The sequence below is a fragment of the Methylobacterium sp. J-076 genome (assembly GCF_022829405.1).
Classification (GTDB): Bacteria; Pseudomonadota; Alphaproteobacteria; order Rhizobiales; family Beijerinckiaceae; genus Methylobacterium.
Genome location: NZ_JAKSXW010000046.1, coordinates 1 through 23,116, shown reverse-complemented (window position 1 = coordinate 23,116; position 23,116 = coordinate 1). Strand labels below are relative to the sequence as shown.

Annotated in this window: 25 protein-coding genes and 1 pseudogene; 9 read left to right on the top strand and 17 right to left on the bottom strand. The window is 69.2% G+C overall.

What is annotated here, in order from left to right; translation table 11 throughout:
- The first annotated feature begins 139 nt into the window (after positions 1 to 139).
- The 3 genes from MKK53_RS03480 to MKK53_RS03470 all read left to right on the top strand — a co-directional run bounded on the left by MKK53_RS03480 (position 140) and on the right by MKK53_RS03470 (position 2,314).
- The gene (locus tag MKK53_RS03480) at positions 140 to 1,249 is read left to right on the top strand and encodes a Gfo/Idh/MocA family protein (RefSeq protein WP_243926959.1); all 1,110 of its coding nucleotides are present in this window, start codon (positions 140 to 142) and stop codon (positions 1,247 to 1,249) included.
- A gap of 178 nt (positions 1,250 to 1,427) precedes the next feature.
- Positions 1,428 to 1,625, top strand: coding sequence for a hypothetical protein (locus tag MKK53_RS03475; RefSeq protein ID WP_243926957.1), 198 nt, complete (start codon positions 1,428 to 1,430; stop codon positions 1,623 to 1,625).
- Between the two features lie 89 nt (positions 1,626 to 1,714).
- On the top strand, positions 1,715 to 2,314 hold the full coding sequence (locus tag MKK53_RS03470) for a TetR/AcrR family transcriptional regulator (protein ID WP_243926955.1): 600 nt from the start codon (positions 1,715 to 1,717) through the stop codon (positions 2,312 to 2,314).
- A gap of 7 nt (positions 2,315 to 2,321) precedes the next feature.
- On the opposite strand, the gene MKK53_RS03465 is transcribed toward MKK53_RS03470, so the two are convergent.
- The 6 genes from MKK53_RS03465 to MKK53_RS03440 form a co-directional block, all read right to left on the bottom strand.
- Positions 2,322 to 2,666, bottom strand: coding sequence for a DUF1330 domain-containing protein (locus tag MKK53_RS03465; RefSeq protein WP_243926953.1), 345 nt, complete (start codon positions 2,664 to 2,666; stop codon positions 2,322 to 2,324).
- A gap of 64 nt (positions 2,667 to 2,730) precedes the next feature.
- Complete coding sequence (gene pyrF / locus MKK53_RS03460) at positions 2,731 to 3,420, bottom strand: orotidine-5'-phosphate decarboxylase (RefSeq protein ID WP_243926951.1); 690 nt, start codon at positions 3,418 to 3,420, stop codon at positions 2,731 to 2,733.
- A 327-nt stretch (positions 3,421 to 3,747) separates the two neighbouring features.
- Positions 3,748 to 4,533, bottom strand: a complete 786-nt coding sequence (locus MKK53_RS03455) for a glutathione S-transferase family protein (RefSeq protein WP_243926949.1) — start codon at positions 4,531 to 4,533, stop codon at positions 3,748 to 3,750.
- A gap of 47 nt (positions 4,534 to 4,580) precedes the next feature.
- Complete coding sequence (locus MKK53_RS03450; RefSeq protein WP_243926947.1) at positions 4,581 to 5,198, bottom strand: uracil-DNA glycosylase family protein; 618 nt, start codon at positions 5,196 to 5,198, stop codon at positions 4,581 to 4,583.
- A 240-nt stretch (positions 5,199 to 5,438) separates the two neighbouring features.
- Entirely contained in the window at positions 5,439 to 7,634 is a 2,196-nt protein-coding gene (locus MKK53_RS03445) for a xanthine dehydrogenase family protein molybdopterin-binding subunit (RefSeq protein ID WP_243926944.1), read from the bottom strand.
- Between the two features lie 99 nt (positions 7,635 to 7,733).
- Positions 7,734 to 8,189 (bottom strand): (2Fe-2S)-binding protein, encoded by a 456-nt coding sequence (locus MKK53_RS03440; RefSeq protein ID WP_243926943.1) that lies wholly within the window; start codon positions 8,187 to 8,189, stop codon positions 7,734 to 7,736.
- A gap of 224 nt (positions 8,190 to 8,413) precedes the next feature.
- On the opposite strand from MKK53_RS03440, the gene MKK53_RS03435 reads away from it, so the two are divergent.
- Positions 8,414 to 9,964: a sensor histidine kinase gene (locus tag MKK53_RS03435; RefSeq protein ID WP_243926941.1), complete on the top strand. Its 1,551-nt coding sequence runs from the start codon at positions 8,414 to 8,416 to the stop codon at positions 9,962 to 9,964.
- 18 nt (positions 9,965 to 9,982) lie between these two features.
- Here MKK53_RS03435 and MKK53_RS03430 read toward each other — a convergent pair whose 3' ends face one another.
- Both MKK53_RS03430 and MKK53_RS03425 read right to left on the bottom strand, forming a co-directional pair.
- The gene (locus MKK53_RS03430; RefSeq protein WP_243926939.1) at positions 9,983 to 10,345 is read right to left on the bottom strand and encodes a hypothetical protein; all 363 of its coding nucleotides are present in this window, start codon (positions 10,343 to 10,345) and stop codon (positions 9,983 to 9,985) included.
- Between the two features lie 77 nt (positions 10,346 to 10,422).
- On the bottom strand, positions 10,423 to 10,581 hold the full coding sequence (locus MKK53_RS03425; RefSeq protein ID WP_243926937.1) for a hypothetical protein: 159 nt from the start codon (positions 10,579 to 10,581) through the stop codon (positions 10,423 to 10,425).
- Positions 10,582 to 10,874: 293 nt separating this feature from the next.
- Here MKK53_RS03425 and MKK53_RS03420 point away from each other — a divergent pair, with 293 nt between their 5' ends.
- Positions 10,875 to 11,084 (top strand): cold-shock protein, encoded by a 210-nt coding sequence (locus MKK53_RS03420; RefSeq protein ID WP_243926935.1) that lies wholly within the window; start codon positions 10,875 to 10,877, stop codon positions 11,082 to 11,084.
- 106 nt (positions 11,085 to 11,190) lie between these two features.
- Complete coding sequence (locus MKK53_RS03415) at positions 11,191 to 11,556, top strand: DUF6481 family protein (RefSeq protein ID WP_243926932.1); 366 nt, start codon at positions 11,191 to 11,193, stop codon at positions 11,554 to 11,556.
- Between the two features lie 79 nt (positions 11,557 to 11,635).
- Here the strand turns inward: MKK53_RS03415 and MKK53_RS03410 are convergent, their stop codons facing one another.
- The 5 genes and pseudogenes from MKK53_RS03410 to MKK53_RS03390 all read right to left on the bottom strand — a co-directional run bounded on the left by MKK53_RS03410 (position 11,636) and on the right by MKK53_RS03390 (position 14,803).
- Positions 11,636 to 12,058 carry an EVE domain-containing protein gene (locus MKK53_RS03410; protein ID WP_243926930.1) on the bottom strand — a complete coding sequence of 141 codons (423 nt, stop codon included), beginning with the start codon at positions 12,056 to 12,058 and terminating at the stop codon, positions 11,636 to 11,638.
- Positions 12,059 to 12,141: 83 nt separating this feature from the next.
- Positions 12,142 to 13,134 carry an NAD(P)H-dependent glycerol-3-phosphate dehydrogenase gene (locus MKK53_RS03405; protein ID WP_243926928.1) on the bottom strand — a complete coding sequence of 331 codons (993 nt, stop codon included), beginning with the start codon at positions 13,132 to 13,134 and terminating at the stop codon, positions 12,142 to 12,144.
- Positions 13,135 to 13,139: 5 nt separating this feature from the next.
- A pseudogene (locus MKK53_RS03400) lies at positions 13,140 to 13,451 on the bottom strand (N-acetyltransferase); the annotation flags it as partial.
- A complete protein-coding gene (tsaD, locus tag MKK53_RS03395) occupies positions 13,448 to 14,503 on the bottom strand; it encodes a tRNA (adenosine(37)-N6)-threonylcarbamoyltransferase complex transferase subunit TsaD (protein WP_243926926.1) in 1,056 nt (351 codons plus the stop codon). The gene tsaD and the pseudogene MKK53_RS03400, both read right to left, overlap by 4 nt.
- 90 nt (positions 14,504 to 14,593) lie before the next feature.
- A complete protein-coding gene (locus tag MKK53_RS03390) occupies positions 14,594 to 14,803 on the bottom strand; it encodes a molybdopterin-binding protein (RefSeq protein ID WP_238249133.1) in 210 nt (69 codons plus the stop codon).
- A 242-nt stretch (positions 14,804 to 15,045) separates the two neighbouring features.
- On the opposite strand from MKK53_RS03390, the gene MKK53_RS03385 reads away from it, so the two are divergent.
- Positions 15,046 to 16,905, top strand: a complete 1,860-nt coding sequence (locus tag MKK53_RS03385) for a glycosyltransferase (RefSeq protein WP_243926924.1) — start codon at positions 15,046 to 15,048, stop codon at positions 16,903 to 16,905.
- A complete protein-coding gene (locus MKK53_RS03380; protein WP_279598795.1) occupies positions 16,902 to 18,812 on the top strand; it encodes a glycosyltransferase family 2 protein in 1,911 nt (636 codons plus the stop codon). The genes MKK53_RS03385 and MKK53_RS03380 overlap by 4 nt, the downstream gene beginning before the upstream one ends.
- A 214-nt stretch (positions 18,813 to 19,026) precedes the next feature.
- Here MKK53_RS03380 and MKK53_RS03375 read toward each other — a convergent pair whose 3' ends face one another.
- A complete protein-coding gene (locus tag MKK53_RS03375) occupies positions 19,027 to 19,362 on the bottom strand; it encodes a DUF2293 domain-containing protein (protein ID WP_243926920.1) in 336 nt (111 codons plus the stop codon).
- An 81-nt stretch (positions 19,363 to 19,443) separates the two neighbouring features.
- Here MKK53_RS03375 and MKK53_RS03370 point away from each other — a divergent pair, with 81 nt between their 5' ends.
- A complete protein-coding gene (locus MKK53_RS03370; protein ID WP_243926918.1) occupies positions 19,444 to 19,785 on the top strand; it encodes a hypothetical protein in 342 nt (113 codons plus the stop codon).
- Between the two features lie 78 nt (positions 19,786 to 19,863).
- Here the strand turns inward: MKK53_RS03370 and rpsD are convergent, their stop codons facing one another.
- The 3 genes from rpsD to MKK53_RS03355 all read right to left on the bottom strand — a co-directional run bounded on the left by rpsD (position 19,864) and on the right by MKK53_RS03355 (position 22,614).
- The gene (rpsD, locus tag MKK53_RS03365) at positions 19,864 to 20,481 is read right to left on the bottom strand and encodes a 30S ribosomal protein S4 (RefSeq protein ID WP_243926915.1); all 618 of its coding nucleotides are present in this window, start codon (positions 20,479 to 20,481) and stop codon (positions 19,864 to 19,866) included.
- Positions 20,482 to 20,668: 187 nt separating this feature from the next.
- A complete protein-coding gene (locus MKK53_RS03360) occupies positions 20,669 to 21,361 on the bottom strand; it encodes an MgtC/SapB family protein (RefSeq protein WP_243926913.1) in 693 nt (230 codons plus the stop codon).
- Positions 21,362 to 21,402: 41 nt separating this feature from the next.
- Entirely contained in the window at positions 21,403 to 22,614 is a 1,212-nt protein-coding gene (locus MKK53_RS03355) for a DUF2252 family protein (RefSeq protein ID WP_243926911.1), read from the bottom strand.
- Between the last annotated feature and the right edge of the window lie 502 nt (positions 22,615 to 23,116).

Sequence of the window (23,116 nt, the reverse complement as noted above, 5' to 3'; positions counted from 1 at the left end):
AGCCGCCCGCTGCGCCGCAGCAAATAGGCGCGCGCCCGCGGCCGGGGACGCGACCGAAAGCGGCGCTGCCCTGCGGGAACCTTGCGGATCCAGCCATCCCTTGCCGCGTTCCGCCTTCGCACCGCAACGGAGGCAGGGCATGCAGGCGAGACGGGTGAGCGGGCGCAAGGTGCGCTACGCGGTGGTGGGCGGCGGCTGGATCTCGCAGGCGGCCTTCATGCCGGGGGTGGACCAGACCGGCAATTCCGAGATGACCGCCATCGTCACCGGGGACCCGGCGAAGGCCGACGCCCTGGCGCGGACCTACGGGCTGACCGCCTTCGGCTACGACCGGTACCCGGAGGCGCTGGCCTCCGGCCTGTTCGATGCCGTCTACCTTGCCCTGCCCAACGGGATGCACCGGGACTACGCCGTGCCCGCCCTGGAGGCCGGCTGCCACGTCCTCCTCGAGAAGCCGATGGCCGTGAGCGTGGCCGAATGCGAGGCGATCAACGCCGCGGCGAAGGCCTCCGGCGCCAAGCTGATGGTGGCCTACCGCCTGCATTTCGAGCCCGGCACCCTGGACGCCATCGCCCGCATCCGGGCGGGGGAGATCGGCGAGCCGCGGATGTTCACCGCGACCTTCGGCCAGGCGGTGGCGGCCGGCAACCACCGGGCCCAGCAGGGCTACTGGGCCGGTCCGGTGCCCGACATGGGCACCTACCCGCTCAACGCCGTGCGCAACCTGTTCGGCGAGGAGCCGGTGGAGGTCTCCGCCCTGGGCAGCCGCCGGCCGGACAGCCCCTTCGCCTTCGACGGCACCGTCGCCGTCACCCTCCGCTTCCCGAGCGGGCGCCTCGCGCAGTTCACGGTCTCCTACGAGACCGACGCCGTCGATGCCTACCGCGTCACCGGCACGAAGGGCGACCTGCACCTGCAGCCCGCCTTCCTGTTCGGGATGGGGCTCGGGGGCACCCTGACCCGCGGCGGGGAGAAGGAGCGCCTCGCCTACCCGAGCGTCGACCAGTTCGGCGGCCAGACCCGCTACTTCTCCGACTGCATCCTGCACGACCGCGCCCCGGAGCCGGATGGCGAGGAGGGCCTGTGCGACATCCGCATCCTGGAGGCCGTGGAGCGCGCCCTGGCCACCGGCCGCACGCAGACCCTCGCCCCCATGACCCGCAGCCGCCGGCCCGACCCGGCGCAGGGGATGGCGCTGCCCGAGGTCGAGCCGCCGCCGATGGTCAACGCGGCCCAGCCCGGCGGCTGAGCGCGCCCCGCCCCGGGGCCGGCACGGCAATCCGCCGCAGGGAGAGAACCAAATAAAAGCGGGACAGTTGTATTCCTGAAACACCCCGGCAAGATCCCTTCGGGGGCGCCGCGCCGGGGTTCAGGCACGACCTCCACCGCGCCGCGAGGGTGCGGGGAGGGAGAGCGGGGAGGGGAACATGGCCAAGCACGACATCCTGGGTTTCTTCGAGCACCGCCGCGACGGTGCCTGGATCTGCCTCCGGCCGTTCACCCTCACCACCCCCAATGCCAGCGTGGACATCCGCCAGGGCATGCGCTTCGACTACGGCAAGCGGATCGGCGGCCTGGACCTCGCCGAGTACCTCGAGCGCCTGGGCTCGCAGTTCGGCTCCTGAGGACGGCACCGGCGGGAGGGGCACGGGGGTTTTGACGGCCCCCGAGCCCGGCCCTACTAGGGGCCATGCAACCGGAAGACACCAGGCCGATGGCCGCGGACGAGAGCGCGCCGACCACGCGCTGCCGCATCATGGCCACGGCCAGCACGTTCTTCCACGAGATCGGCTACCAGAAGACCACCGTCGCCGACATCGCCAGGGCGCTCAAGATGAGCCCGGCCAACGTCTATCGCTTCTTCGAATCGAAGAAGGCGATCAACGAGGCGGTGCTGGAGCGGCTGATCGGTGAGATCGAGGCCCTGGTCGCGGGCATCGCCGCCCAGCGGGAGCTGACGCCCACCGAACGCCTCGTCACGGCCATCGAATCCCTGCACGGGCTCAGCATGGACCGCTACGAGCGCTATCCCCGCATCCACGAGATGGTCGAGGCGGCGATGGGCGAGAGCTGGGAGGTCTGCCGTCACCACGTGGCGGGGATCACCGCGGCGTTCGAGGGCATCATCCGCGACGGCGTGGCCACCGGGGAGTTCGAGACGCCCGACCCGGCGATGGCCGCCGGGTGCATCCATGTCGGCATCATCCGCTACACCCACCCCCTGCTCGTCGGCCAGCCGATGCTGCCGCCGGTGCCCCCCCTGGAGGCGATGATCGCGTTCCTCCTGCGGGGGCTGGCACCGGGGCGGGGGTGAGGGGCCGTTATTCCGAGGCCGGGGTCGAGGGCGGGGCGGGCTCGGAGGCCGAAGGCTGCGCCCCCTCGTAGCCCTCGATCACCAGGATCTCCGCCTCGACGCCGCCGCGCTGCTTGGCCTTGGTCTCCTGGTAGAGGTCCGAGTTCCAGCAGGCGAGGGCGTCCTCGTAGGTCGGGAACTCGATGACGACGTTGCGGCTGCGCGCCGGCCCCGCCACCGCCTCGTAGCGGCCCCCGCGGATCAGGAAGCGCCCGCCGAACTTGGCGAAGGCCGCGCCGTTGGCCGCGACATAGTCCTTGTACGCCTCGGCATCGCGGACATCGACCCGCGCGATCCAGTAGCCCTTCGTCATCGGTGTGCGTCCTCGTCGCCGCGCCGTCTGCGCTCGCATCGACGAAGGTAAGGCGCCGGGCGCCTCAGGCCATCTCGGCGACGATCGCCCGCGCCACCGCCCGCGGGTCGGCGGCCCCGGTGATCGGCCGCCCGACCACCACGTGGTCGATCCCCGCCCGCCGGGCGTCGCCCGGCGTCATCACCCGCTTCTGGTCCCCCGCCTCGGCCCCCGCCGGGCGGATGCCGGGGGTGACGATCAGCCGGTCCGGCCCGACGATGCCGCGCACGCCCGCCGCCTCCGCCGCCGAGCAGACGAGCCCGTCGATCCCGATCTCCGCCGCCTGGGCGGCGCGCTTCGCCACGAGCTCGGCCACGGGGAGGGCGTAGCCCGCCTCCGCCGCGTCGGCGTCGTCGTAGGAGGTGAGCACGGTCACGGCGAGGATCTTCAGGCCGTGGCCACGCCCCTTCACCGCCGCCCGCATGGTCTGCGGATAGGCGTGGACGGTCAGGAAGGTCGCACCCAGGCCGGAGACCGCGCGCACCCCCTCCTCGATGGTGTTGCCGATGTCGTGCAGCTTGAGGTCGAGGAAGACCTTGTTCCCCCGGGCCACGAGGCGCTCGGCCAGGGCGAGCCCCCCCGCATAGGCGAGGCGGTAGCCGATCTTGTAGAAGCGCGCCGCATCGCCGATCCGGTCGATCAGGGCTTCGGCCTCGGCCACGCCGGGCACGTCGAGGGCGACGATCAGGCGGTCGCGGGGGTCGGTCTCGGTCATCGGGGCACCGATCACGGGGGCGGGCGCGCTGTCAATCCGCCGCCTTCCGTCCTCCCCGGCGGACGGGCTGCGACCCTGTCCCGACCCACGCCCTGATCCGAAGGCTCTGGCGGGAAATCCCCTTCGTCCCCCCCAGACCCTCATCCTGAGGTGCGGCGGGAGCCGCCACGAAGGAGGGCTCCAGGGATCACAGCGCACTCGGGAAGTCTCCTGCGAGGCCCGCGGACGCGGGCACCTCAGGATGAGGGTGCGGGGGGGACGACACCGTTCGTCCCGGCCGCGCTTCCAGGACGACGGGACGTCGCCACGCCCTCCCGCGGAGGGCCATCACACCCCGTCCGGCCAGGGGAAGCGGATGGTCCCGTCCCGCAGGCCCGCCAGCACCACCTCCACCCCGCCGGACTTGACCATCCATTCGAGGCGATGGTCCCGGTATTCCCGGCGGCGGCCGCCGGTGGTGTACATCTCGGAGGCCGCGGCCATCGTCGCGGCGGCGGCGTCGAACTCCGCGAAGGTCTGCGCCACCGCCGGGCGCGCGCTCACCCGGGCGTGCCAGCGGGCCAGGGGGGAACCGGGCTCCGGCCCCATCCCGTAATGCACCGAGCGGTTGACCATCGGCGCGGCGGCGGCATCCGCCCAGCCGAAGCGCGCGCCGCCGAACCACTCCGCCGGGCCGAGGCGCCCGGCCAGCCAGTCCTGCAACACCCGCGTCTGGGCGGCGGCCTGGGCGCGCAGGTGCAGGGCGAGGTCCCCCGTCGCCCGGCGGAACCACAGCACCTCGCCGAAGCCCCAGTTCACCGCCTCGTACTGGGTGTCGCAGACATCCTCCGTCACCCGGGCGAAGGCGCGGGCGGCGGGGTCGCGGGGGAGCAGCGGCGGCGCGGGCCAGCGCTCCTCGACGTATTCGAGGATCACCGTCGATTCGAAGATCGTGGTGTCGCCGTCGATCAGCACCGGCACCTCGGTGCGGGGGTTGGCGGCGGCGAAGGGGCCGTCGCTGCGTCCGGTGCCGAAGCTCTCCGGCAATTCGGCGGTGAACGGCACGCCCTTCTCGCGCAGGGCGATCTTGATCTTCTGGGCGTAGGACGAGAGCGGATGCTCGTAGAGCAGCATGGCGGTTCCTCGCGGTGGATGACGGCGCCATAGATGAGGCGCGGGGCTCACTCGGCCAGCGCCCGCGCCACCTCCTCGCGCAGGACCGGCAGCAGCTCCGCCTCGAACCACGGCTCGCGCTTGAGCCAGCCGTTGTTGCGCCAGGACGGGTGGGGGAGGGGCAGCACCCGCGGCCGGCGGGGCTCGGCCAGGATCTCGCGCCAGCGCCGCACCGTGCCGGTGAGGCCGCCCTCCAGCTTTCCGAGGTGCCACACCTGCGCGTAGGAGCCGATCACCAGGATCAGGTCGAGGTGCGGCAGGCCGGCGAACAGCTCCGTCCGCCAGCGCTCGGCGCATTCCCGCCGGGGCGGCTTGTCCCCGCCCTTCTCGTCGAGGCCGGGGAAGCAGGAGCCCATCGGCACGATGGCGATCCTGTCGCCGTCGTAGAACTGCGCCTCGTCCAGCCCGAGCCAGGTGCGAAGCCGCACGCCCGAGGGGTCCATGAACGGCATCCCCGTCCGGTGCGCCCGCGTCCCCGGCGCCTGGCTGGCGATGCACAGCCGCGCCCCCGTCGAGCCCTGCACGATCGGCCGGGGCTCCTGCGGCAGGGGCGGCCCGTAGACCGGGCTGTCCCGGCAGAGGCGGCAGGCGCGCAGCCGGGCGGCGGTGTCTTCGAAGGAGGGCATGACGACAGAACCGGGGATCCCGGAGGGCGAGCCCTCCGGCGGGTGCGGGGCGGAGCCCTGCGGGACATTCCCGGGGCCTTGCCCCGAGACCTCACCAAAGGGCTCGCCCTTTGGGAACCCATGAGATCCGCAAAAAGAAACGGCGCGGTGTCGCGCCGCGCCGTTGTCAGTCGGGTCTCTTGCCTTGGGGGAAGGCGATCCAGGCTTACGCCCGCCCCGGCAGGGCCGCCGTGCGTTTCCTCACGCGCCCTTCAGCCCCGACAGGTCGAGGGGCAGGGAGCGCAGGCGCTGGCCGCTGGCGGCGAAGACCGCGTTGGCGATGGCCGGCGCCAGCACCGGCACGCCGGGCTCGCCGATGCCGGTCGGCGCCGCCGTGCTCGGCACGATGTGGACCTCGACGCGCGGCATCTCGCTCATCCGGGTCGGCTCGTAGGCATCGAAATTCGCCTCCTGCACCTGCCCGTCCTTCAGGGTGATGCGGTTGCGCAGCACCGAGGACAGGGCGAAGCCCACCGCCCCCTCGACCTGCGCCCGGATCACGTCCGGGTTCACCGCCACGCCGACATCCACCGCCGCGACGATCCGCTCCACCTTCACATGGCCCTGGCCCACGCTCACCTGCGCCACCATGGCGACGTAGGAGCCGAACGATTCGTGGACGGCGACCCCGAGGCCGCTGCCCTTGGCCTGCGCCCCGCCCCAGCCGGCCTCGTCCGCGGCGCGGCGCAGGACGCCCGCCAGCCGCGGGGCGTTGGTCAGCAGCGCGAGCCGGTAGGCGACGGGATCGGCGCCGGCCGCATGGGCGAGGTCGTCGATCATCACCTCCATGACGTGGGCGGTGTGGCTGTGGCCGACCGAGCGCCACCACAGCACCGGCACGCCCTCGCGCCCGTTATGGACGCCGAAGCGGTAGGCGGGCAGGGCGTAGGGCGTGTCCGAGGCCCCCTCGACGGTGGTGGCGTCGATGCCGTTCTTCACGATCATCGCCTCGAAGGGCGAGCCGATCATGATCGACTTGCCGACCATCACATGGTCCCAGCCCACCACCGCGCCCTTCGCGTCGATGCCGGCCCGGACCCGGTGGAGCACGCTCGGCCGGTAGTACCCGCCGGTCATGTCGTCCTCGCGGGTCCAGACGAGGTGGACCGGCGCCTTCTCCCCCGTGGCCTTGAACACCGCGGCGGTCTCGGCGGCGTAATCCGCCGTGGGCGTCGCCCGCCGGCCGAAGGAGCCCCCGGCCCAGTGGGTGTGCAGGCGGACCCGGTCGGGCGTCACCCCGAGCACGGCGGCCATGGTCGCCTGCTCGACGGTCTGGAACTGGAAGCCCGCGTGGACGTCGTAGCCGCCGTCCTCGGCCCGCTCGATCGTCGCGTTCAGGGGCTCCATCGCCGCGTGGGCGAGGTAGGGGAAGGTGAACTCGGCCTCGATCACCTTGGCCGCCCCTTTCAGGGCCGCGCCCGGATCGCCCCGAGTGGAGGCGGTGAGGCCGGGCGCCTTGGCCCGCTCCCGGTACTCGGCCAGGATCGCCTCCGACGAGCGGGTCTCGGCGGCGGACTCGTCCCACTCCACCGTCAGCGCCTTGCGGCCCTGCATCGCCGACCACGTGTCCCTGGCGATCACCGCCACCCCGGAGGGGACCTGCACCACGTCGAGGACGCCCGGCACCTTGCGCGCCTGCGCCCCGTCGAACCCCTTCACCGTGCCGCCGAAGCGGGGGGGGCGGGCGATCACCGCCGTCACCTGCCCCGGCCGGCGGATGTCGAGGGCGTAGACCGCCGAGCCGTCGGTCTTCGCCACGGAATCGAGGCGGGGGACCTTCTGCCCGATGAGGCGCCACTCGCTCGGGTCCTTCAGCCGGGGCTCGGCCGGGACGGGCAGGGTGGCCGCCGAGGCGGCGAGCTCCCCGAACCGGGCCTGCCGGTTCGAGGGGGCATGGCGGACCACGCCCTCCGCCACGGTGATCTCGGCCACCGGCACCTTCCACTGGAAGGCGGCGGCCGCCACCAGCATCTCGCGCGCCGCCGCGCCGGCCTTGCGCAGCTGGACCCAGGAATTGGCCACCGCCGTGGAGCCGCCCGTGCCCTGGATCGGGCCCATCAGCAGGTTGGCGTAGAGCTTGGCGTCGGCGGGGGCGAACGCGGTGCGCACCCGCGACCAGTCGGCGCCGAGCTCGTCGGCGAGGATCGTGGCGAGGCCGGTCGTGTTGCCCTGGCCCATGTCGAGGTGCTTGATCACCACGGTCACGGTGTCGTCGGCGCCGATGCGCACGAAGGCGTTGGGCTGGGGGGCGATCCCGGCCGGCTCGAGCCCGGCGGCGCGGGCGGGGCCGGCCTCCAGGCGGAAGGCCACGACGATGGCCCCGGCCCCGGCCAGGAAGCCCCGGCGGTTCGGCCGGGGGGCGGCGGGGGGCTGGTTCGGCCGACGGATGGTCAGCATTGCGGCGATGCTCCGGTCATGACCGTGGGGGGAATCGTCCCGGGCGATGGGGCCCGACCGCCCGCGAGGGGGGGCCGGAGCCTTCGCACCGCGGGCCGGTCAGGCGAGGCGGCTGGCCGCCTCGTGGATCGCGGCGCGGATGCGCTGGTAGGTGCCGCAGCGGCAGATGTTGCCGTCCATGGCCCCGTCGATGTCGGCATCGCTCGGGCGGGCGTTGCGCGACAGCAGGCCGATCGCCGACATGATCTGGCCCGACTGGCAGTAGCCGCACTGGACCACGTCGAGGGTGCGCCACGCCGCCTGCACCGCGTCCGCCACGCGCCCGGTCACCCCCTCGATGGTGGCCACCGGCGCGGTGCCGACATCGCCGAGGCGGGTCTGGCAGGCGCGCACCGGCTGCCCATCGAGGTGGACCGTGCAGGCGCCGCACTGGCCGATGCCGCAGCCGTATTTCGTGCCGGTCAGGGCCGCGTGGTCCCGCAACACCCACAGGAGCGGCGTGTCCGGGTCGGCGTCGATCGCGTGCAGCACGCCATTGATGGTGATCTGGGGCATGGCGGGGCTTCGTCTGCGCGGGGCTGCGGCCAACCCTGAACCCACAGCTAAGACGCCGCGGCGGCTCAGGGCTGTGCGCCACCGCACACATATCGGAAGTAAACAGTGCCGGCACCCGATTGCGGACGATTAGACCTGCCGCGGCAGTCGCTTCTTAAGACTTTGGCAGCATCCTTCGCCGGTCATCTCAATAGCTTACGTCAATCCCGGTCATCCTGAAGCGCATGTCCGATCTCACCGTCGAGATGGTCCAGCGCGGGCGTGGTCCCTCGACGGAGGAGGCCGCCCGGCGCCTCGGTGTCGCCCGCGAGATCCGCTCGGCGCGGGAGAGGCTGACCTCGCGCTCGGGCCTGGAGCGCGCCTTCGAGCAGGAGCTGCTGCGCCACTACGCGCAGTACCGGGCGGGGGCCGGCATCGCGCTCGGCCTGTTCGCCGTGGCCCTGGCGGGGGCGGCGACCTTCTGGGTGCCCCTGGTGGTGTCCTCGGCCTGGGCCCTGTGCGTGTTCCTGATGATCACGCTCAACTCGATCCTCTGCCGGCGCTTCCTGGCGGCCGAGCCGGAGCTCATCGACCTCGCCCGCTGGCGCCGCCGCTTCGTGGCCGGGGAGGTGCTCCAGAGCCTGTCCTGGTCGGGGATGATCGCGCTCGGCGGCACGGGGGGCTGGACCTTCGCCCTGTTCGGCCTCGTCATCGCGGCGGCGGTGACGACCATGCTGGCCGCGACGGCCCCGGCCGCGGCGGTGGCGGCCCTGGTGCCCCTGTCGCTCGCCACCGTCTCGCTCACGGCCTTCTCCAGCGGGATGGACGCCCTGGTGCTGGTGGCCATGGCCTTCGGCACGCAGATCTTCTTCCTCGGCCTGTCCCGGCGCCTCTACGGCTCGACGGTGGGCGCCCTGCATTCCCGGGCCGAGAAGGACGCGGTGTTCGGCGAACTGGAGCAGGCCAAGGCCAATTCCGACGAGGCCCGCCGCCGGGCGGAGGAGGCGAACCTCGCCAAGTCCCGCTTCCTCGCCACCATGAGCCACGAGCTGCGCACGCCGCTCAACGCCATCCTCGGCTTCTCGGAGGTGATGAAGAACGAGGTGTTCGGCCAGCACGCCTCGCCGTCGTACCGGGAGTACTCGACCGACATCCACGACAGCGGGATGCACCTCCTCAACCTCATCAACGAGATCCTGGACCTGTCGCGGATCGAGGCCGGGCGCTACGAACTGAACGAGGAGCCGGTGTTGCTGGCGGGCGTGGCGGAGGAGTGCCGCCACATGATGGCGCTCCGGGCCAAGGCCAAGAGCCAGGTCGTCCACGAGATGGTGGACACGACCCTGCCGCGCCTCTGGGCGGACGAGCGGGCGCTCCGCCAGATCGTGCTGAACCTGCTCTCGAACGCGGTGAAGTTCACGCCGCCGGGGGGGGAGATCTGGCTCAAGGTCGGCTGGACGGCGCGGGGCGGGCAGTACCTCTCCGTGAAGGACAGCGGCCCCGGCATCCCGGAGGATGAGCTCGGCACGGTGATGTCCTCGTTCGGCCGGGGCGCCCTGGCGATCAAGACCGCGGAGCAGGGCTCCGGCCTCGGCCTGCCCATCGTGAAGGGCCTCGTGGAACTGCATGGCGGGCAGTTCCAGCTCGAATCGCGCCCCCGCGAGGGCACCGAGGTCATCGTGACGCTGCCCGCCGCGCGGGTGATGGACACCCTCTCGGCCGAGGAGTTCGACGCGCCGCCCCCCGCCGAGCAGCAAAAGGCGAAGGCACCGCGCCCCGTGAGCCGGGCGGCGTAGGGGAGGGGGGTGTCCGGGCTACAGGCCGAGGCTCGACGCGCCCGATTCGGCCGCCTGCTCGACGGTGGCGCCGGCCCGCAGCGCCATCGCGATGGCGGTGGAGGCGGCATCGACGGTGGCCAGGCGCCGCTCGCCGTACTCGTAGCTCGACGCGCCGACGGTGCTCAGCTTCTCGTGGCAGGCGGGGGGATGGGCCGCATCCATCCTCACGCGGAGGAGTTCGACCGCGGCGTGGTAGTCCGATTCGAACACCCGGGCCCGCTCGGTGCCCGTTCCGGCGAAGACCCCGTCCTCCCGGGCCACCGCCTCGTCCCGCATCGCCCGGTCGTGGGCGCTGCCCGAGCTCAGCCGGCGCAACGCCTTCTTGAGTGTATCGAGCATCCTGTCCCGGGTTCTCGTCGGTCTGGAGGTGCCTGCGGGGCGCCCGAGACGGACGTTCCCCCCGCAAGGAAGGCCATTCAGGACTTGAAGACGCGGGTCTTGCGGGCGCCGGAACCGGCGGGACGCTCGAACGTCGTGTTGGGATCGGGCTTCCTCTCGAAGATGCGCTTGATCCGATCGTTGAAGTCTTCGGTGGAGACCGACTGGGCGGCCCCGAAGTTCGGGGTACGGATCATGGACGCCTCTCTCGATGCCGCGGCACGAAATCGTGCGATGCAGCCCACTTCATATGCGCCCGATCCGGGAAATTACGAGCAATTCCCCACAGATATCTCTATTTTCGATGCGCCTTGCCAAATCACGTGCAGGGGCTTATCATAAAGATCTCGATACGTATTCGGATGTTTTGGGTCGTAGTTCCTTCGCGGGGCGGCTCTCTCCCTCCTTTCGCTATCGTTCGACTCTGCGCTCGGTACCATCGACCGGGCGTCCTCTACCCTTGACCCTGCGAAGATCGAGACCAATCCACATGACGACCGGTACCGTAAAGTGGTTCAACGCGACGAAGGGCTTCGGCTTCATTCAGCCTGAGGACGGCGGCCAGGACGTGTTCGTCCATATCTCCGCCGTCGAGCGCGCCGGAATGGGCACCCTGAACGAGGGACAGCGCGTGTCCTTCGAACTCGAGACCGACCGCCGCAGCGGCAAGCAGTCCGCCGGCCAGCTCCGCGCAGCCTGATCTCAGGCCGACCTTCTCGACAGAGCCGCTCCACCCGGAGCGGCTCCTTTTTTTAACGACACGCAGCGGGCCGGCGATTCCGAGCCAAGTCCGATTTGGAGAATACGTGAGCTTTCAGAACAGCCAAGCCCTGACCGACCGTCTCGAAGCCGCCTCCAAGGCCCGGTCCGAGATGCTGGCCCGCTTCCGGGCGCGCCCCACCGCAGACGATCCGGCCGTGATGGCCCGCCAGTCCGCCCGCAGCGCCCTGATCGCCGCCCGCGAGACCCGCGCCGCCGAGCGTGAAGTCCTCCGGCTGGCCGAAGTGGCCCGCGCCGAGGCCGCCGCCGAAGCCGAACGTCTGGCCGCCGCCGAGCGGGTCGAAGCCGAGCGGATCGCCTCCGAGGAGCGCGCCGTCGCGAAGCAGGCGGAACTCAAGGCGCAGCGCGACGCCCGTTACCTCGCCCGCAAGGCCAAGGCCCAGCGCCGCTGAGGCTGGACCGCGGTCCCTTTCGGACCGCGCCGCGCATCGAGGGGAAGCCGGCCGGCCGCGACCGACCCGCCGACACCCCTCAGGCGCCCCCCAATCCCCCCATCGCCCGCACCAGGGCCCACTCGTCCGCGCTCACCGGCTGCACCGACAGGCGGGAGTTGTTCACGAGCACCATGCCCCCGAGGGCGGTCTCCGCCTTGATGGCGTCGAGACCCACCGGGATCCGCATCGGCTCCACCGTCCGCACATCGACCATGCCGAAGCGCCCGGTCTCGTCGGTGTGGTCGGGGTAGTAAGGGCGAATCACCTCCACCACGCCCACCACGGCCTTCCCCTCGTTCGAGTGGTAGAAGAAGCCGCGCTCGCCCACCTGCATCGCCATCAGGTGCTTCTTGGCGAGGTGGTTGCGCACGCCGTTCCAGTGCGTCCCCCCCGCGCCCGCCGCGACCTGCTGGTCCCATGACCACGTCGCGGGCTCGGACTTGAACAACCAGTACGCCATCGTCGTCCCATGACAGTCGGGATGTTCCGAAGGGCTCCGCCCCTGGACCCCGCCAAGGGGCTCGCCCTTATGGGAACCCGGGGTTAATCGTTCTCGCCGCGGAGCGGCCTGGCGAGGAGCTTGGCGACCACGGCATCGACGCCGGTCTCCCCCGCCACCAGGGCGGCCACCGCCTCGGCCACCGGCATCTCGATGCCCCGTGCCCGGGCGAGGCCGGTGAGCGCGGCGGCGGTGAAGGCGCCCTCCGCGAGCTTGCCACCCGCCGCCGCCTCCGGGCTCGCCCCGGCCCCCAGGCGGCTGCCGAAGGCGAAGTTGCGCGATTGCGGCGAGCCCGCCGTCAGCACGAGGTCCCCGAGCCCCGAGAGCCCCATCAACGTCTCCGGCCGCCCGCCAAAGGCACGCGCGAATCGCATCAGCTCGGCGAAGGCCCGGGCGATCAGCGCCGCCCGGGCGCTCTCGCCGAGCCCCCGCCCGGCGACGATCCCGCAGGCGATGGCCAGCACGTTCTTGCCCGCCCCGCCGATCTCGACGCCGCGCACGTCGTCGGTGTGGTAGAGGCGGAAGCTCGGCCCCGAGAGCAGGGCGCTGAGGGCGGCCGCGAGGCCGGGATCGGCACAGGCCAGCGTCACGGCGGTCGGCAGGCCGCGGGCCACGTCGGCGGCGAAGCTCGGCCCCGACAGCACCGCGACGGGGCTCCCCACCGGCAGCACCTCCGCCGCCACCGCGCTCATGAAGCTGTCGCTGCCGCGCTCGATCCCCTTGGCGCAGAGGATCGCCGGCCCCGCCGTCGCGAGCGGCCCGGCGAGCTGGCCCAGCACCCCGCGCAACGTCTGGGCGGGGACGACGAGGAGGCTCGCCCGCGCCCCGGCGAGGGCGTCCGCCGCCGCGGTGGCGCGGACGGCGGCGTGCAGGGGCACGCCGGGCAGGTAGCGCGGGTTCTCGCGCTGCGCCTCGATCCGGGCGGCGGCCTCCGCATCCCGCAGCCACAGGGTCACGGGATGGCCGGCGGCGGCGGCGGCGTTGGCGAGCGCCGTGCCCCAGGCCCCCCCGCCGACGACGTTGACCGGGGCGCTCATGCAGCGGCGCCCGGCACGGGGGTCCGCAGCTTGCCCCGCCACGCCAGGGAGCGCCGGTTGAGGGCGTGCAGGTCGGCGGTGCCGGCCAGCACCGCCTCGCCCAGGGCGATGGCGGCCTCCAGCCGGTCCGGCGGCATGTTGGCATGGGCGGGCGGCTTGACGCTGTCGCGCCAGGGGCCGCCGCAGGCATGGTCGAGGAGGATGCGGGCGAAGCAGTGATCCAGCCGCACCGGCCAGTCCCGGCGGCCCCGGGCCGCCTCGGGCAGGCGGCGCTCCACGAGGTCCCGCCAGACGGCGCGCGGATCGGGCGGGCTCATGCCGCCGAGACCGGCGCGGGCTCGGCCGCCAGGGGCCAGCGGGGGCGGGCGGGGGCGGTGACGTCGTCCACGAGGCCGAGGCGCAGGCGCTCCAGCCCGGCCCAGGCGATCATCGCGCCGTTGTCGCCGCAGAGGTTCAGGGGCGGGGCGACGAAGGACAGGCCCGCCTCGCCGGCGAGCGCGGCGAGCGCCCGGCGGATCGCCCCGTTGGCGGCCACGCCCCCCGCCGCCACCAGGGCGGTGGGCCGCCCGGCCACGGCGGAGAAGCCGCGCAGGGCCACCCGGGCGCGGTCGATGATCACGTCCACCACCGCCGCCTGGAAGCCCGCGCAGAGGTCCGCCACGTCGCGCTCGGCCAGGGGGGCGATCCGCTCGGCCTCGATCCGCAGGGCGGTCTTGAGGCCGGAGAGGGAGAAGTTCGCGTCCCGCCGGCCGAGCATCGGCCGGGGCAGGGCGAACCGCTCGGGGTCGCCCGCCTCCGCCATGCGCTCCACCTCCGGGCCGCCGGGGTAGCCGAGCCCCAGGAGCTTGGCGGCCTTGTCGAAGGCCTCGCCGATGGCGTCGTCGATGGTGCCGCCCAGCCGCACGTAGTCGCCGACCCCGCGCACGGCGATGAGCTGGGTGTGGCCGCCGGAGACGAGGAGCAGCAGGTAGGGGAAGTCGAGCCCGTCGGTCAGCCGGGCGGTGAGGGCGTGCGCCTCGAGGTGGTTGACGGCGAGCAGGGGCTTGTGGGCCACCAGCGCCAGGGTCTTGGCGGTGACGAGGCCGACCAGCACCCCGCCGATCAGCCCGGGGCCGGCCGCCACGGCGATGCCGTCGAGGTCGGCGAGGCGCGTGCCGGCCCGTTCGAGGGCGCGGGCGATCAGCCGGTCCAGCACCTCCACATGGGCGCGGGCGGCGATCTCCGGCACGACCCCGCCATAGGCCGCGTGCTCGGCGATCTGGCTCAGCACCTCGTTGGCGCGGATGGTCGGCGTGCCATCGGGATCGAGCGAGACCACCGCGGCGGCGGTCTCGTCGCAGGTGGTCTCGATGCCGAGCACGGTCTTCACGTGGTGGACTCCCAGGGATCGGGCATCGATCCTTAACCTCGTTCCGCACGGGGCCCGCCGCCCCTTCCGGGCGGACGGCCCTGCCCCCACTCAGTCGACGGCCACCATCACGTCGGAGGCCTTGACCACGGCATAGGCCGGCCCGCCGGTGACGAGCTTCAGGCTGTCGACGGACTCGTTGGTGATCGAGGCGGTGACGACCTGACCGGGGCTGATCTCGATCTTCACGTGGGCGGTGGTGGCGCCCTTGTCGATGGAGACGACCGTCCCCTTGAGGACGTTGCGTGCGCTGATCTTCATGGGCCCTGGATCTCCGGACGGCGCGCGGCACGGCGCAGCGGGGTCCTACCTCAACATCGCACGGGTGGCGAGCGGATCCTGCTCGGTGAAGACGCGCGACGGACCGGACCGCACATCAGCACGCCAATCTTCGGAAAGAAAAACGCCGTTGCACCCACAGAAAACCCCCATTATGAAGACCCATCCTTCTATTCGAACCCATATTTGCCAACAATCCATAGTTGTACAAGAGCACGCGGGACATGGATGCAACCAACGATGGCGTCGACAGCTCGATTCTGTTTAAGGTATTGACGGAAGGCATATCCAAATCCTTCAATTCCAAGCATTTATTTGCCTGGAAAAATTGCGATCTGCCATTTCCCCATCTCCCGGAAAATACAATAATACTGCAAAGCGCAGGCGACGAATATACGAAAGAACATTACAACGAGATCAACAAATATGCATTGATCGTTACTTTTGAGGCGCACGGAGATACATTCAGCGGCGTCACGCCGAAATGGCTCTGGGATGCCTACGAGGGCGGGGCGACGATCCTTCGCATCCGTCACTACTCGAAAAGCTTGCATAATGCGTTTATTAGACGTCAATATTTGCGGAAATTCGAAAAGGAGATTTCGCTCAGGCCAATCGTAAGCGGAATGGTCAACATAGACCTTACCGCGCGCAGCGGGATGGTTGCCGCGCTCTATAAAAAGGCGATCAGAACGTATGTCGACTTAGCTGTCAGACCGGATCTCACGTCGCAATCGTCGGATCGTCCTCTCGCCATCCTTACGGCTTACAACGAGCAGGATATCATTCTGGAGGCGCTTACTGATCTCATCGATCAGGGGTGCGATGTGATCGTGATCGACAATTGGTCCGACGATGGCACCTACGAGAGTATAAAGACGCTTCAAACTCAATTTTCGGATCGAATCCTCGAGGTCCGTCGCTTCCCGGAATGTCCCGCCGAACGGACATCGTGGGCCGATCTCGTCGGCCTCAAGGAAGAGATTGCCGCCCATTTTCCTGGTCGATGGATCATCAGTAGCGACGCCGACGAATTTCGCCGCAGCCCGCTTCCCGGCCTCAATTTGGCTCAGGCCCTCGATTGTGCATCACAGTGCGGCGCGAATCGCGTCAACTTCGTCGTTCTCAACTATAGGCCGATCGATGATGGCCAACCTCCCGAGGGCCACTTCCGGTCCTATTATCGACACTTCGAGCTGCCGGACCATCACTCTTACTTCGTCCAGGCACGGGCTTGGCTGCAACCCAAGCAGCGGGTGAACCTTGCGGCGACCGGAGGGCACATCGCCGAGTTCCCGGAGGCGATCGACTTCCCGCTCTTGTTCCTCACAAAACATATTCCCATCCGATCGCCCGTGCACGCGATGAGGAAGATCGCCGGGGAGCGCGCGCAACGGTGGTCCGAGGTAGAATTAAAAAAGGGATGGCATACACACTACGCGAAGAAGATCGCTCAGAGCTATATCTGGATCTCCGACACTCTCTACCGCGAGGATACCAGTGGTTTTGAGACGGATTACGGCCTGATACTCAGCACGTCGTTAGCCCGGTTTTTTTCGCCCGTCGAGACCGGCCGCGCGGGCGAAATGCGGCGATGGATCGACACCCCCTTTCTCGTCGATATGAACCGTCGATTGTCAGATATCACCGCCGAACACGACATATTGCGGTCCTGGATCGATGACCTCGAACTCCGTACTGGGGCGCCAACCCACGGCCTGCAGACAACTCTAAAATTTCAAATAAACAGCCTGCTGATTTCTCACATTTCAGCCGCCTCTGGTCTGAAGCGGAGGTGGCGTGAGCCTCACCGATCTTACGTCGAACGCTCCATCGAGAAGTTTTTCTTCTCAAACAATTGGTACCTCAATCAATACCCCGATGTCGCCGCTACGGGCGCCAATCCCGCCAAGCATTATTTAACATTTGGAGCAAAGGAGGGTCGCGATCCCACCTCGTACTTTAGCACATTGCAGTACTTATTGGATAATCCGGATGTCGCGGCATCGGGCGTCAATCCGCTCGTCCATTTCTTCCTGCATGGCGCCAAGGAAGGCAGGATCGGAGTCCACCGGGTCATATGATCAGATCTCAATCCTCGAAGCGAGATCTGCTGTCGGCATCTCGCCCCGAAATCTCCATCATTGTGCCGATCTACAACACAGAACCTTATCTGGAAAAATGCCTCGAGTCGATCCAAGGGCAGACATTTGACAATTTCGAGGTCATTTGTGTCGATGATTGCAGCCCCGATCACAGCGCGAGCATCGTCGAACGTTTTTCATCCACCGATGATCGCTTCCGGCTGGTTCGTCACTCGGAAAATTTAGGTTTAGGCGGCGCCCGCAATACGGGAATTCGGCACGCCTCGGGCGACTTCGTCATGGGAGTGGACAGCGACGATTATATTCACCCGAAGATGGTCGAAGACCTTCATGAATGCATCACCTCCACGGGGAGCGACATTGCCGAGTGCGGCTATGCTGAGGTTACAGAACAAGGCGTGACGCTCAATACATATGCCCCATCCCATCCCGTCTTGTCCGTGACGCAAGATACAAATATATTTTATGCAACCCGATACGCGTTCTGGAATAAAATCTACCGGCGGTCCCTCTTTACGGATCATGATGTCTGGTTTCCGAACCACATTTATTACGAGGATCTGGCAACGATTCCTCGCCTCATCGCACGATCGTCACGCGTTGCGTATCTCGGATCCCAAAGATATCTCTATGTTCAGAGAAAAAGCTCCATCACCAACACCATACGCGACAAAAGTATTCTAGACTATATAAGAGCCTTCGATATCATCACGGAAGACTTGCACGCGTTGGATTTATTCGAGATCCAACGCGCGAATTTCGAAGCCGCCGTTCGCGTCAACATGGACTTTATCAAAAGAAAAATCGCAGCATCGAACGATCTCAAAAACTTCAACTTGATCCGATACGCCGATTTCCTCGAACGCGCTCTCATCGGTTCTGCGTCGCGCGATACACCTGCCATAGGAGTAAGACAGGCGTCGGCGGAGAGACAGGCTCACGGGTGGCCGGACCGCGATCCCCCTGTGGTCCATGCTCGGGAAGCGATCTCCGTGCGGACGCCTGCGGACGCTATCCGATCGATCGCGATCATCTCGCAATACGACGGCAGGGAAGCCGTCATGAGAATGAAGTTCGGGGCCCTTCGTTCATATCTCGAGGACCGGGTTTCTTTTTCAAACTTCAGCAATCATTCAACCGTCGCCGACGCGATCTTGGTCAATCATCTCGATCCGCTCGAACATCGCGCTGGCGAATTACGCAATTTCAGACAAAAGAATCCCCTCGCGCCCGTCGTTGCTCTGATATCCGACTTTTATCCACGCGTGGCGACACAGGTGGAACAATTTCGCGATGTGGTCGATACCTTCGTCGTTCCCACCGAAGAGATCAAGACATGTCTGCAATCATCGACCGATAGGTGCGTGATCGCCATCCCCGATCCCATCGATTTTCTCTTGGAAAAATCACTCCCGAAGAAGCATGTCGAGAAGAAGCCATTGGATGTGGTCTGGTTCGGCTATCCCGAGTCGTTCACAAAATCCATGGAACATTATTCGAAGCGCCTCGAACAGTATCATGCCAGGAGGCGAATTCGCTATCACATAATTACTGATGTTCGGGGATTCGATCCGATCAATAATGCCCTCATTCATCAATATAATCACGATTCATTTCATCATTTGCTGCCGATGTTCGATCTATGTGTTCTCAGTCATATTCCAAACGATTTCCAAGTCGCGACATTCTTCAAATCGGAAAACAAGGCGGTCCTTGCCATCAACCGAGGGGTCCCGGTCATCGCGACGCGAACTCCCGCTTATCAGCGTCTGCTCGAGTCCTGCGGGCTCGAGCAGTGGTTGTTCAGCAGCGTCCCGGAAATGGAACATTGCATAGATAGAATCGAGGACCCTGCCGCACGCAATTCGTACTTGAGAATGAGTTAGGACGTGGTTTTGTCTCGATTCTCGAGCAAAGCCATTGGCAAGCGATTATGGGATGCCGTGGAAGCCCAGCGTCAGCGGCTTATCAGTTCCCGGGCTCGCCAATGCCCGCTGTGACAGCCGACACACCCGCACAGGCGATCCGTCGCGGGGACGGTTAAATCCGATCGCAGCGAAGTGGTTTGGCTGGTTCGGGCGAGGGCATCACCCGATCACGTCACTCGGCCTCCTCCTCCGGCACGGGCTCGGCCCCCCAGGCGGCCAGGGTCTCGTTGAGGGCGTCGAGGACGAAGTGCCGGGCGCTCTCGCGGTCGTAGCCGTCGGCGAGCAGCGCGTCGTAGTCCGTGAAGACGTGGCGGGCGTAGCTGATCAGGGCGAGCCGGGCCGCGGTGGCGGGCGCGGCCCGGCGCAGGCCGGCGCTGGCCAGCGCCCGGTCGAGCACCGCGCCCGCCTCGAACGCGGGCAGGCGGGGGGCGAGGCGGGCCAGCGCCCCGGCGACCGCCGACTTCCGGTCCGGGATCGCTTCGGCCGGCCGCGGGTTTAACTCTGTCATGCCATGGCCCTCGAAGCGCGATCCGCTAGGATCGCGGACTGGGTCGATGGTTGGGCGGTGATCCGCCGGGAGTACGGTCTCATGCGTCAGTTCGTTTCGTCCAGCCCCGCCGCCGGGCGATCCGGCCGCACCCTCCGGTGCGCCCTCGTCCTCGCGGCCGTCCTGGCCGCGGGCCCGGCGCTGGCCCAGCCCCCCGCCGGGTCGCCCGACAAGGCCGCCGCCACGCCCAGGACCGGCCGCTCCGTCTCCGCGACGGGCCGGACCATGCCCCCGGTCCGGAATGGGGGCCAGGCGGATCCCGCCTCCTCCAGGACGAACAGCGATGCGGCGATGCTGAAGGCGCAGAAGGCCGCCGAGGCGCGCTCGAAGGAGTGGGACTCCAAGATGCACAAGACGATGGGCACGATCTGCCACGGCTGCTGAGGGCGAAGGCCCCGCCGCCCACGAAAAAGGGGCCGCCCGCGAAGGCAGCCCCCTGGTCTCATGCGATCCGGATGGACCTCAGCGCGAGTAGAACTCGATCACGAGGTTCGGCTCCATCTGCACCGGGTACGGCACCTCGGAGAGGCCCGGCACGCGGGTGACGCGGGCGGTCATCTTGGCGTGGTCGACCTCGATGTAGTCGGGCACGTCGCGCTCGGCGAGCTGGGTCGCCACGAGCACGATCTCGAGCTGGCGGGAGGCCTCCTTGATCTCGATGAGATCGCCGGCCTTCACCTGGTAGCTCGGGATGTTGACGCGGACGCCGTTCACCTTGATGTGCCCGTGGTTCACGAACTGGCGGGCGGCGAAGGGGGTGGCCACGAACTTCGAGCGGTACACCACCGCGTCGAGGCGGCGCTCCAGCAGGCCGATCAGGTTCTCGCCGGAATCGCCGCGCTGGCGGATCGCCTCGGCGTAGTAGCGGCGGAACTGCTTCTCGGTGATGTTGCCGTAGTAGCCCTTGAGCTTCTGCTTGGCGCGCAGCTGCGTGCCGAAGTCGCTCATCTTGCCCTTGCGGCGCTGGCCGTGCTGGCCGGGGCCGTATTCGCGGCGGTTCACGGGGCTCTTCGGGCGGCCCCAGATGTTCTGGCCCATGCGGCGGTCGAGCTTATGCTTCGCCTGAATCCGCTTCGACATGACTTCGCGTCCTCTCGATGATGAGAAGTGAGGAACGCGCCCTCCTCTTCCCGACGCCTCTCAGGCCCGGGACGACAGGGCGGCCGGAGCCGGCCCACGGGTGCGCGTGCAAAAACGCCACGGGGCCCCGTTGAGGAGCCCCGTCGACGGTCGGTTGCATACGGGAGACGGGGCGCCGGGTCAACCGTCAGCCCATCTCCTCCCAGGAGACCCGGCCGACGCCGGGGGCCCGGCGCAGGCTCCCCACGAGGCGCAGGGGCCACGCATCGGGCGCGCCCTGCACCGCGCCGACGCAGCGCAGCCGCGCCGTGCCGGCCTCCTCCTCCAGGTTGCGGGAGCGGATGCCGAGCCCCTCCTGCGTCAGCAGGCCGAGGAGGGTGGCGTGGGAGGTCTCCCCCGGGTCGAACTCCACCGTCACCGTGCCGTAGCAGCGCTGCGACCGCGCCTGCTCGAGCCAGCCCAGCCCCTTGAGGGTGACGAGGGTCACGCCGGTGGCGCAGAGGCCGAGCCGCCACGCCCCCGCGCCGAAGCACAGGCCGATCACGGTCACCAGCCAGACCGTCGCCGCCGTCGTGACGCCGCGGACGATGTTGCCCTGCTTCAGGATCGTCCCGGCGCCGATGAAGCCGATCCCCGCGAGCACCCCCTGCGCCAGCCGCATCAGGTCGAGCCGGAACAGGCCGTTGTCGGTGTGGCCGGTCTCCACCAGCAGCCAGCCGCCGAGCTGCATCGCCGTGCAGGCGGCCACGCAGATCAGCACATGGGTGCGCAGGCCCGCGGGGTGGCCCAGCTCCTCCCGGTTCCAGCCGAGGGCGAAGGCCGCGGCGAAACTCAGGGCGAAGCGGATCAGGAACGTCTCGAGGGTCGGGTCGATGAGCATCGTATCCGGTGAGCGTGAGGGGGGGTGTGCGGCGGCGCGCGTCAGAGAAACTTGGCGAGGTTCCGGTCGCGGGCGACCTCCCGGCAATGGGCGAGGTAGCCGCTCTGGTGCCGGCCCATCAGGGTGGTGACGGAGGACCACAGCCAGTGGGGCGCCCGCTCGGCCCAGCCGTCGGCCTCGACCTGCCCGCGCCACGCCCGCCGCGCCTCCGGCGCCAGCTGCCGCCCGTGCGCCCGGCCGACCACCTCCGCGAGGCCGCGGGCCACGCGCACGCCCTCGTCCTTGGAGAACTGCTCGGCGACGATCTTGAGATCCTGCGGCAGCAATTCGCGCACGATCACCGGCGTCTCGCCCAGGTGGGCGGCGATCATCCGCTCGCCCAACGCCGGGGACAGGGCGCGGGCGCCCTCCACGACGCGCCGGGCAGGGTCGGCGGGGACCGGGGCGCCGGGCGCGGCCGGAGCGAGGTGGGGCACCGCCTCCTTCACGTCGATGAGGGCGACCTTCGCCCGGCCCTTCGCCCCGGCGATCCGGACGAGGCCGGCGAGCCGCAGCTTGCCCAGCGAGCTGCAGCCCTTGATCCAGTAGGCGGCGTCCGCGAGGACGATCTCCCGCTCGCCGCCGCGCCCCAGGCCGAGCACCCGCTCCGCGAAGCCGGGCGCGTGCAGGAGCGCCTCGAAGCCGGCCCGCTCCCCGTCGCCGAGGTCGAGGAACCGCTTGCCCCGCGGCAGGCGCGCGGACTTGCCCTGCAGGCGCTCCGCCGACAGGTGGTGCCAGCGCCGGCCGAGGGCCCGGCGGCGGGTCGTCTCGACGATGGCGGAGTCCCCGTCCGGCTCGGCCCCATCGGGATCCTCCAGGCCGGCGGCGTAGCCCCCCGCGATGGCCTCGATCATCCGGGCGACGGCGAGGCCGGAGAGGGGCGCGGTGAGCCCCGCCGTCACCAGCGAGAGGGCGAGTCGCACGAGGTCGTAGGCTGGGTTGGCGATGACGGCCTGGTCGAGGTCGCGGATCTGCATCCGCACCCGGCCCTCCGTGTCGGCCAGGGCGCCGATGTTGCCGAGGTGGCAATCGCCGCAGATCCAGATCGCCGGCCCCTCGGGCAGGCTTCCGGGCGGGGCCTCGGCCATCCATTCGTAGAACCGGGCGGTGGAGCCCCGCACGTAGGAGAGCGGCGACGCGGCGATCTTGCACAGGCGCCGAGCCCGCAGCAGCTCGGCCTCGCGCCCGTGGGACGGCCGGACATGGACGTTCATCGCTCTCGTCTATCCCATGGCAGGATGATCGCCCGCCCGCCGGCCGGTGCCGGCGGGTGTCATCGAACCGTCATGTAGGAGAGGGCGCCCGTCGCGACATTAAATTCTGCGTCATGCGGGAAGGGGCGCTCCCCGTCCCCCACACCCGTCATTGCGGGCGGAGCGACGCGATCCAGCGGCGCCACGTTCGGAGACGGCCCGCTGCCCTGGATCGCTTCACTGCGTTCGCGATGACGATGGGGGTGGTCGCAAGCCTCATCCGTCATTGCGAGCGGAGCGACGCAATCCAGTAGCGCCACGTTAGGAACCGGCGCGCTGCCCTGGATCGCTTCCCTGCGTTCGCGATGACTCTGAGGGTGGTCGCAAGCCTCACCCGTCATGGCGGGCGGGGCGACGCAATGCAGTAGCGCTACGTTCGGGGACGCCCCGCGGCCCGGGATGGGTGCACGGCGTTGGCGATGAGGGCGGGGGCGGGGGGCGGGGAGGGGGCAGGACGCCCCCG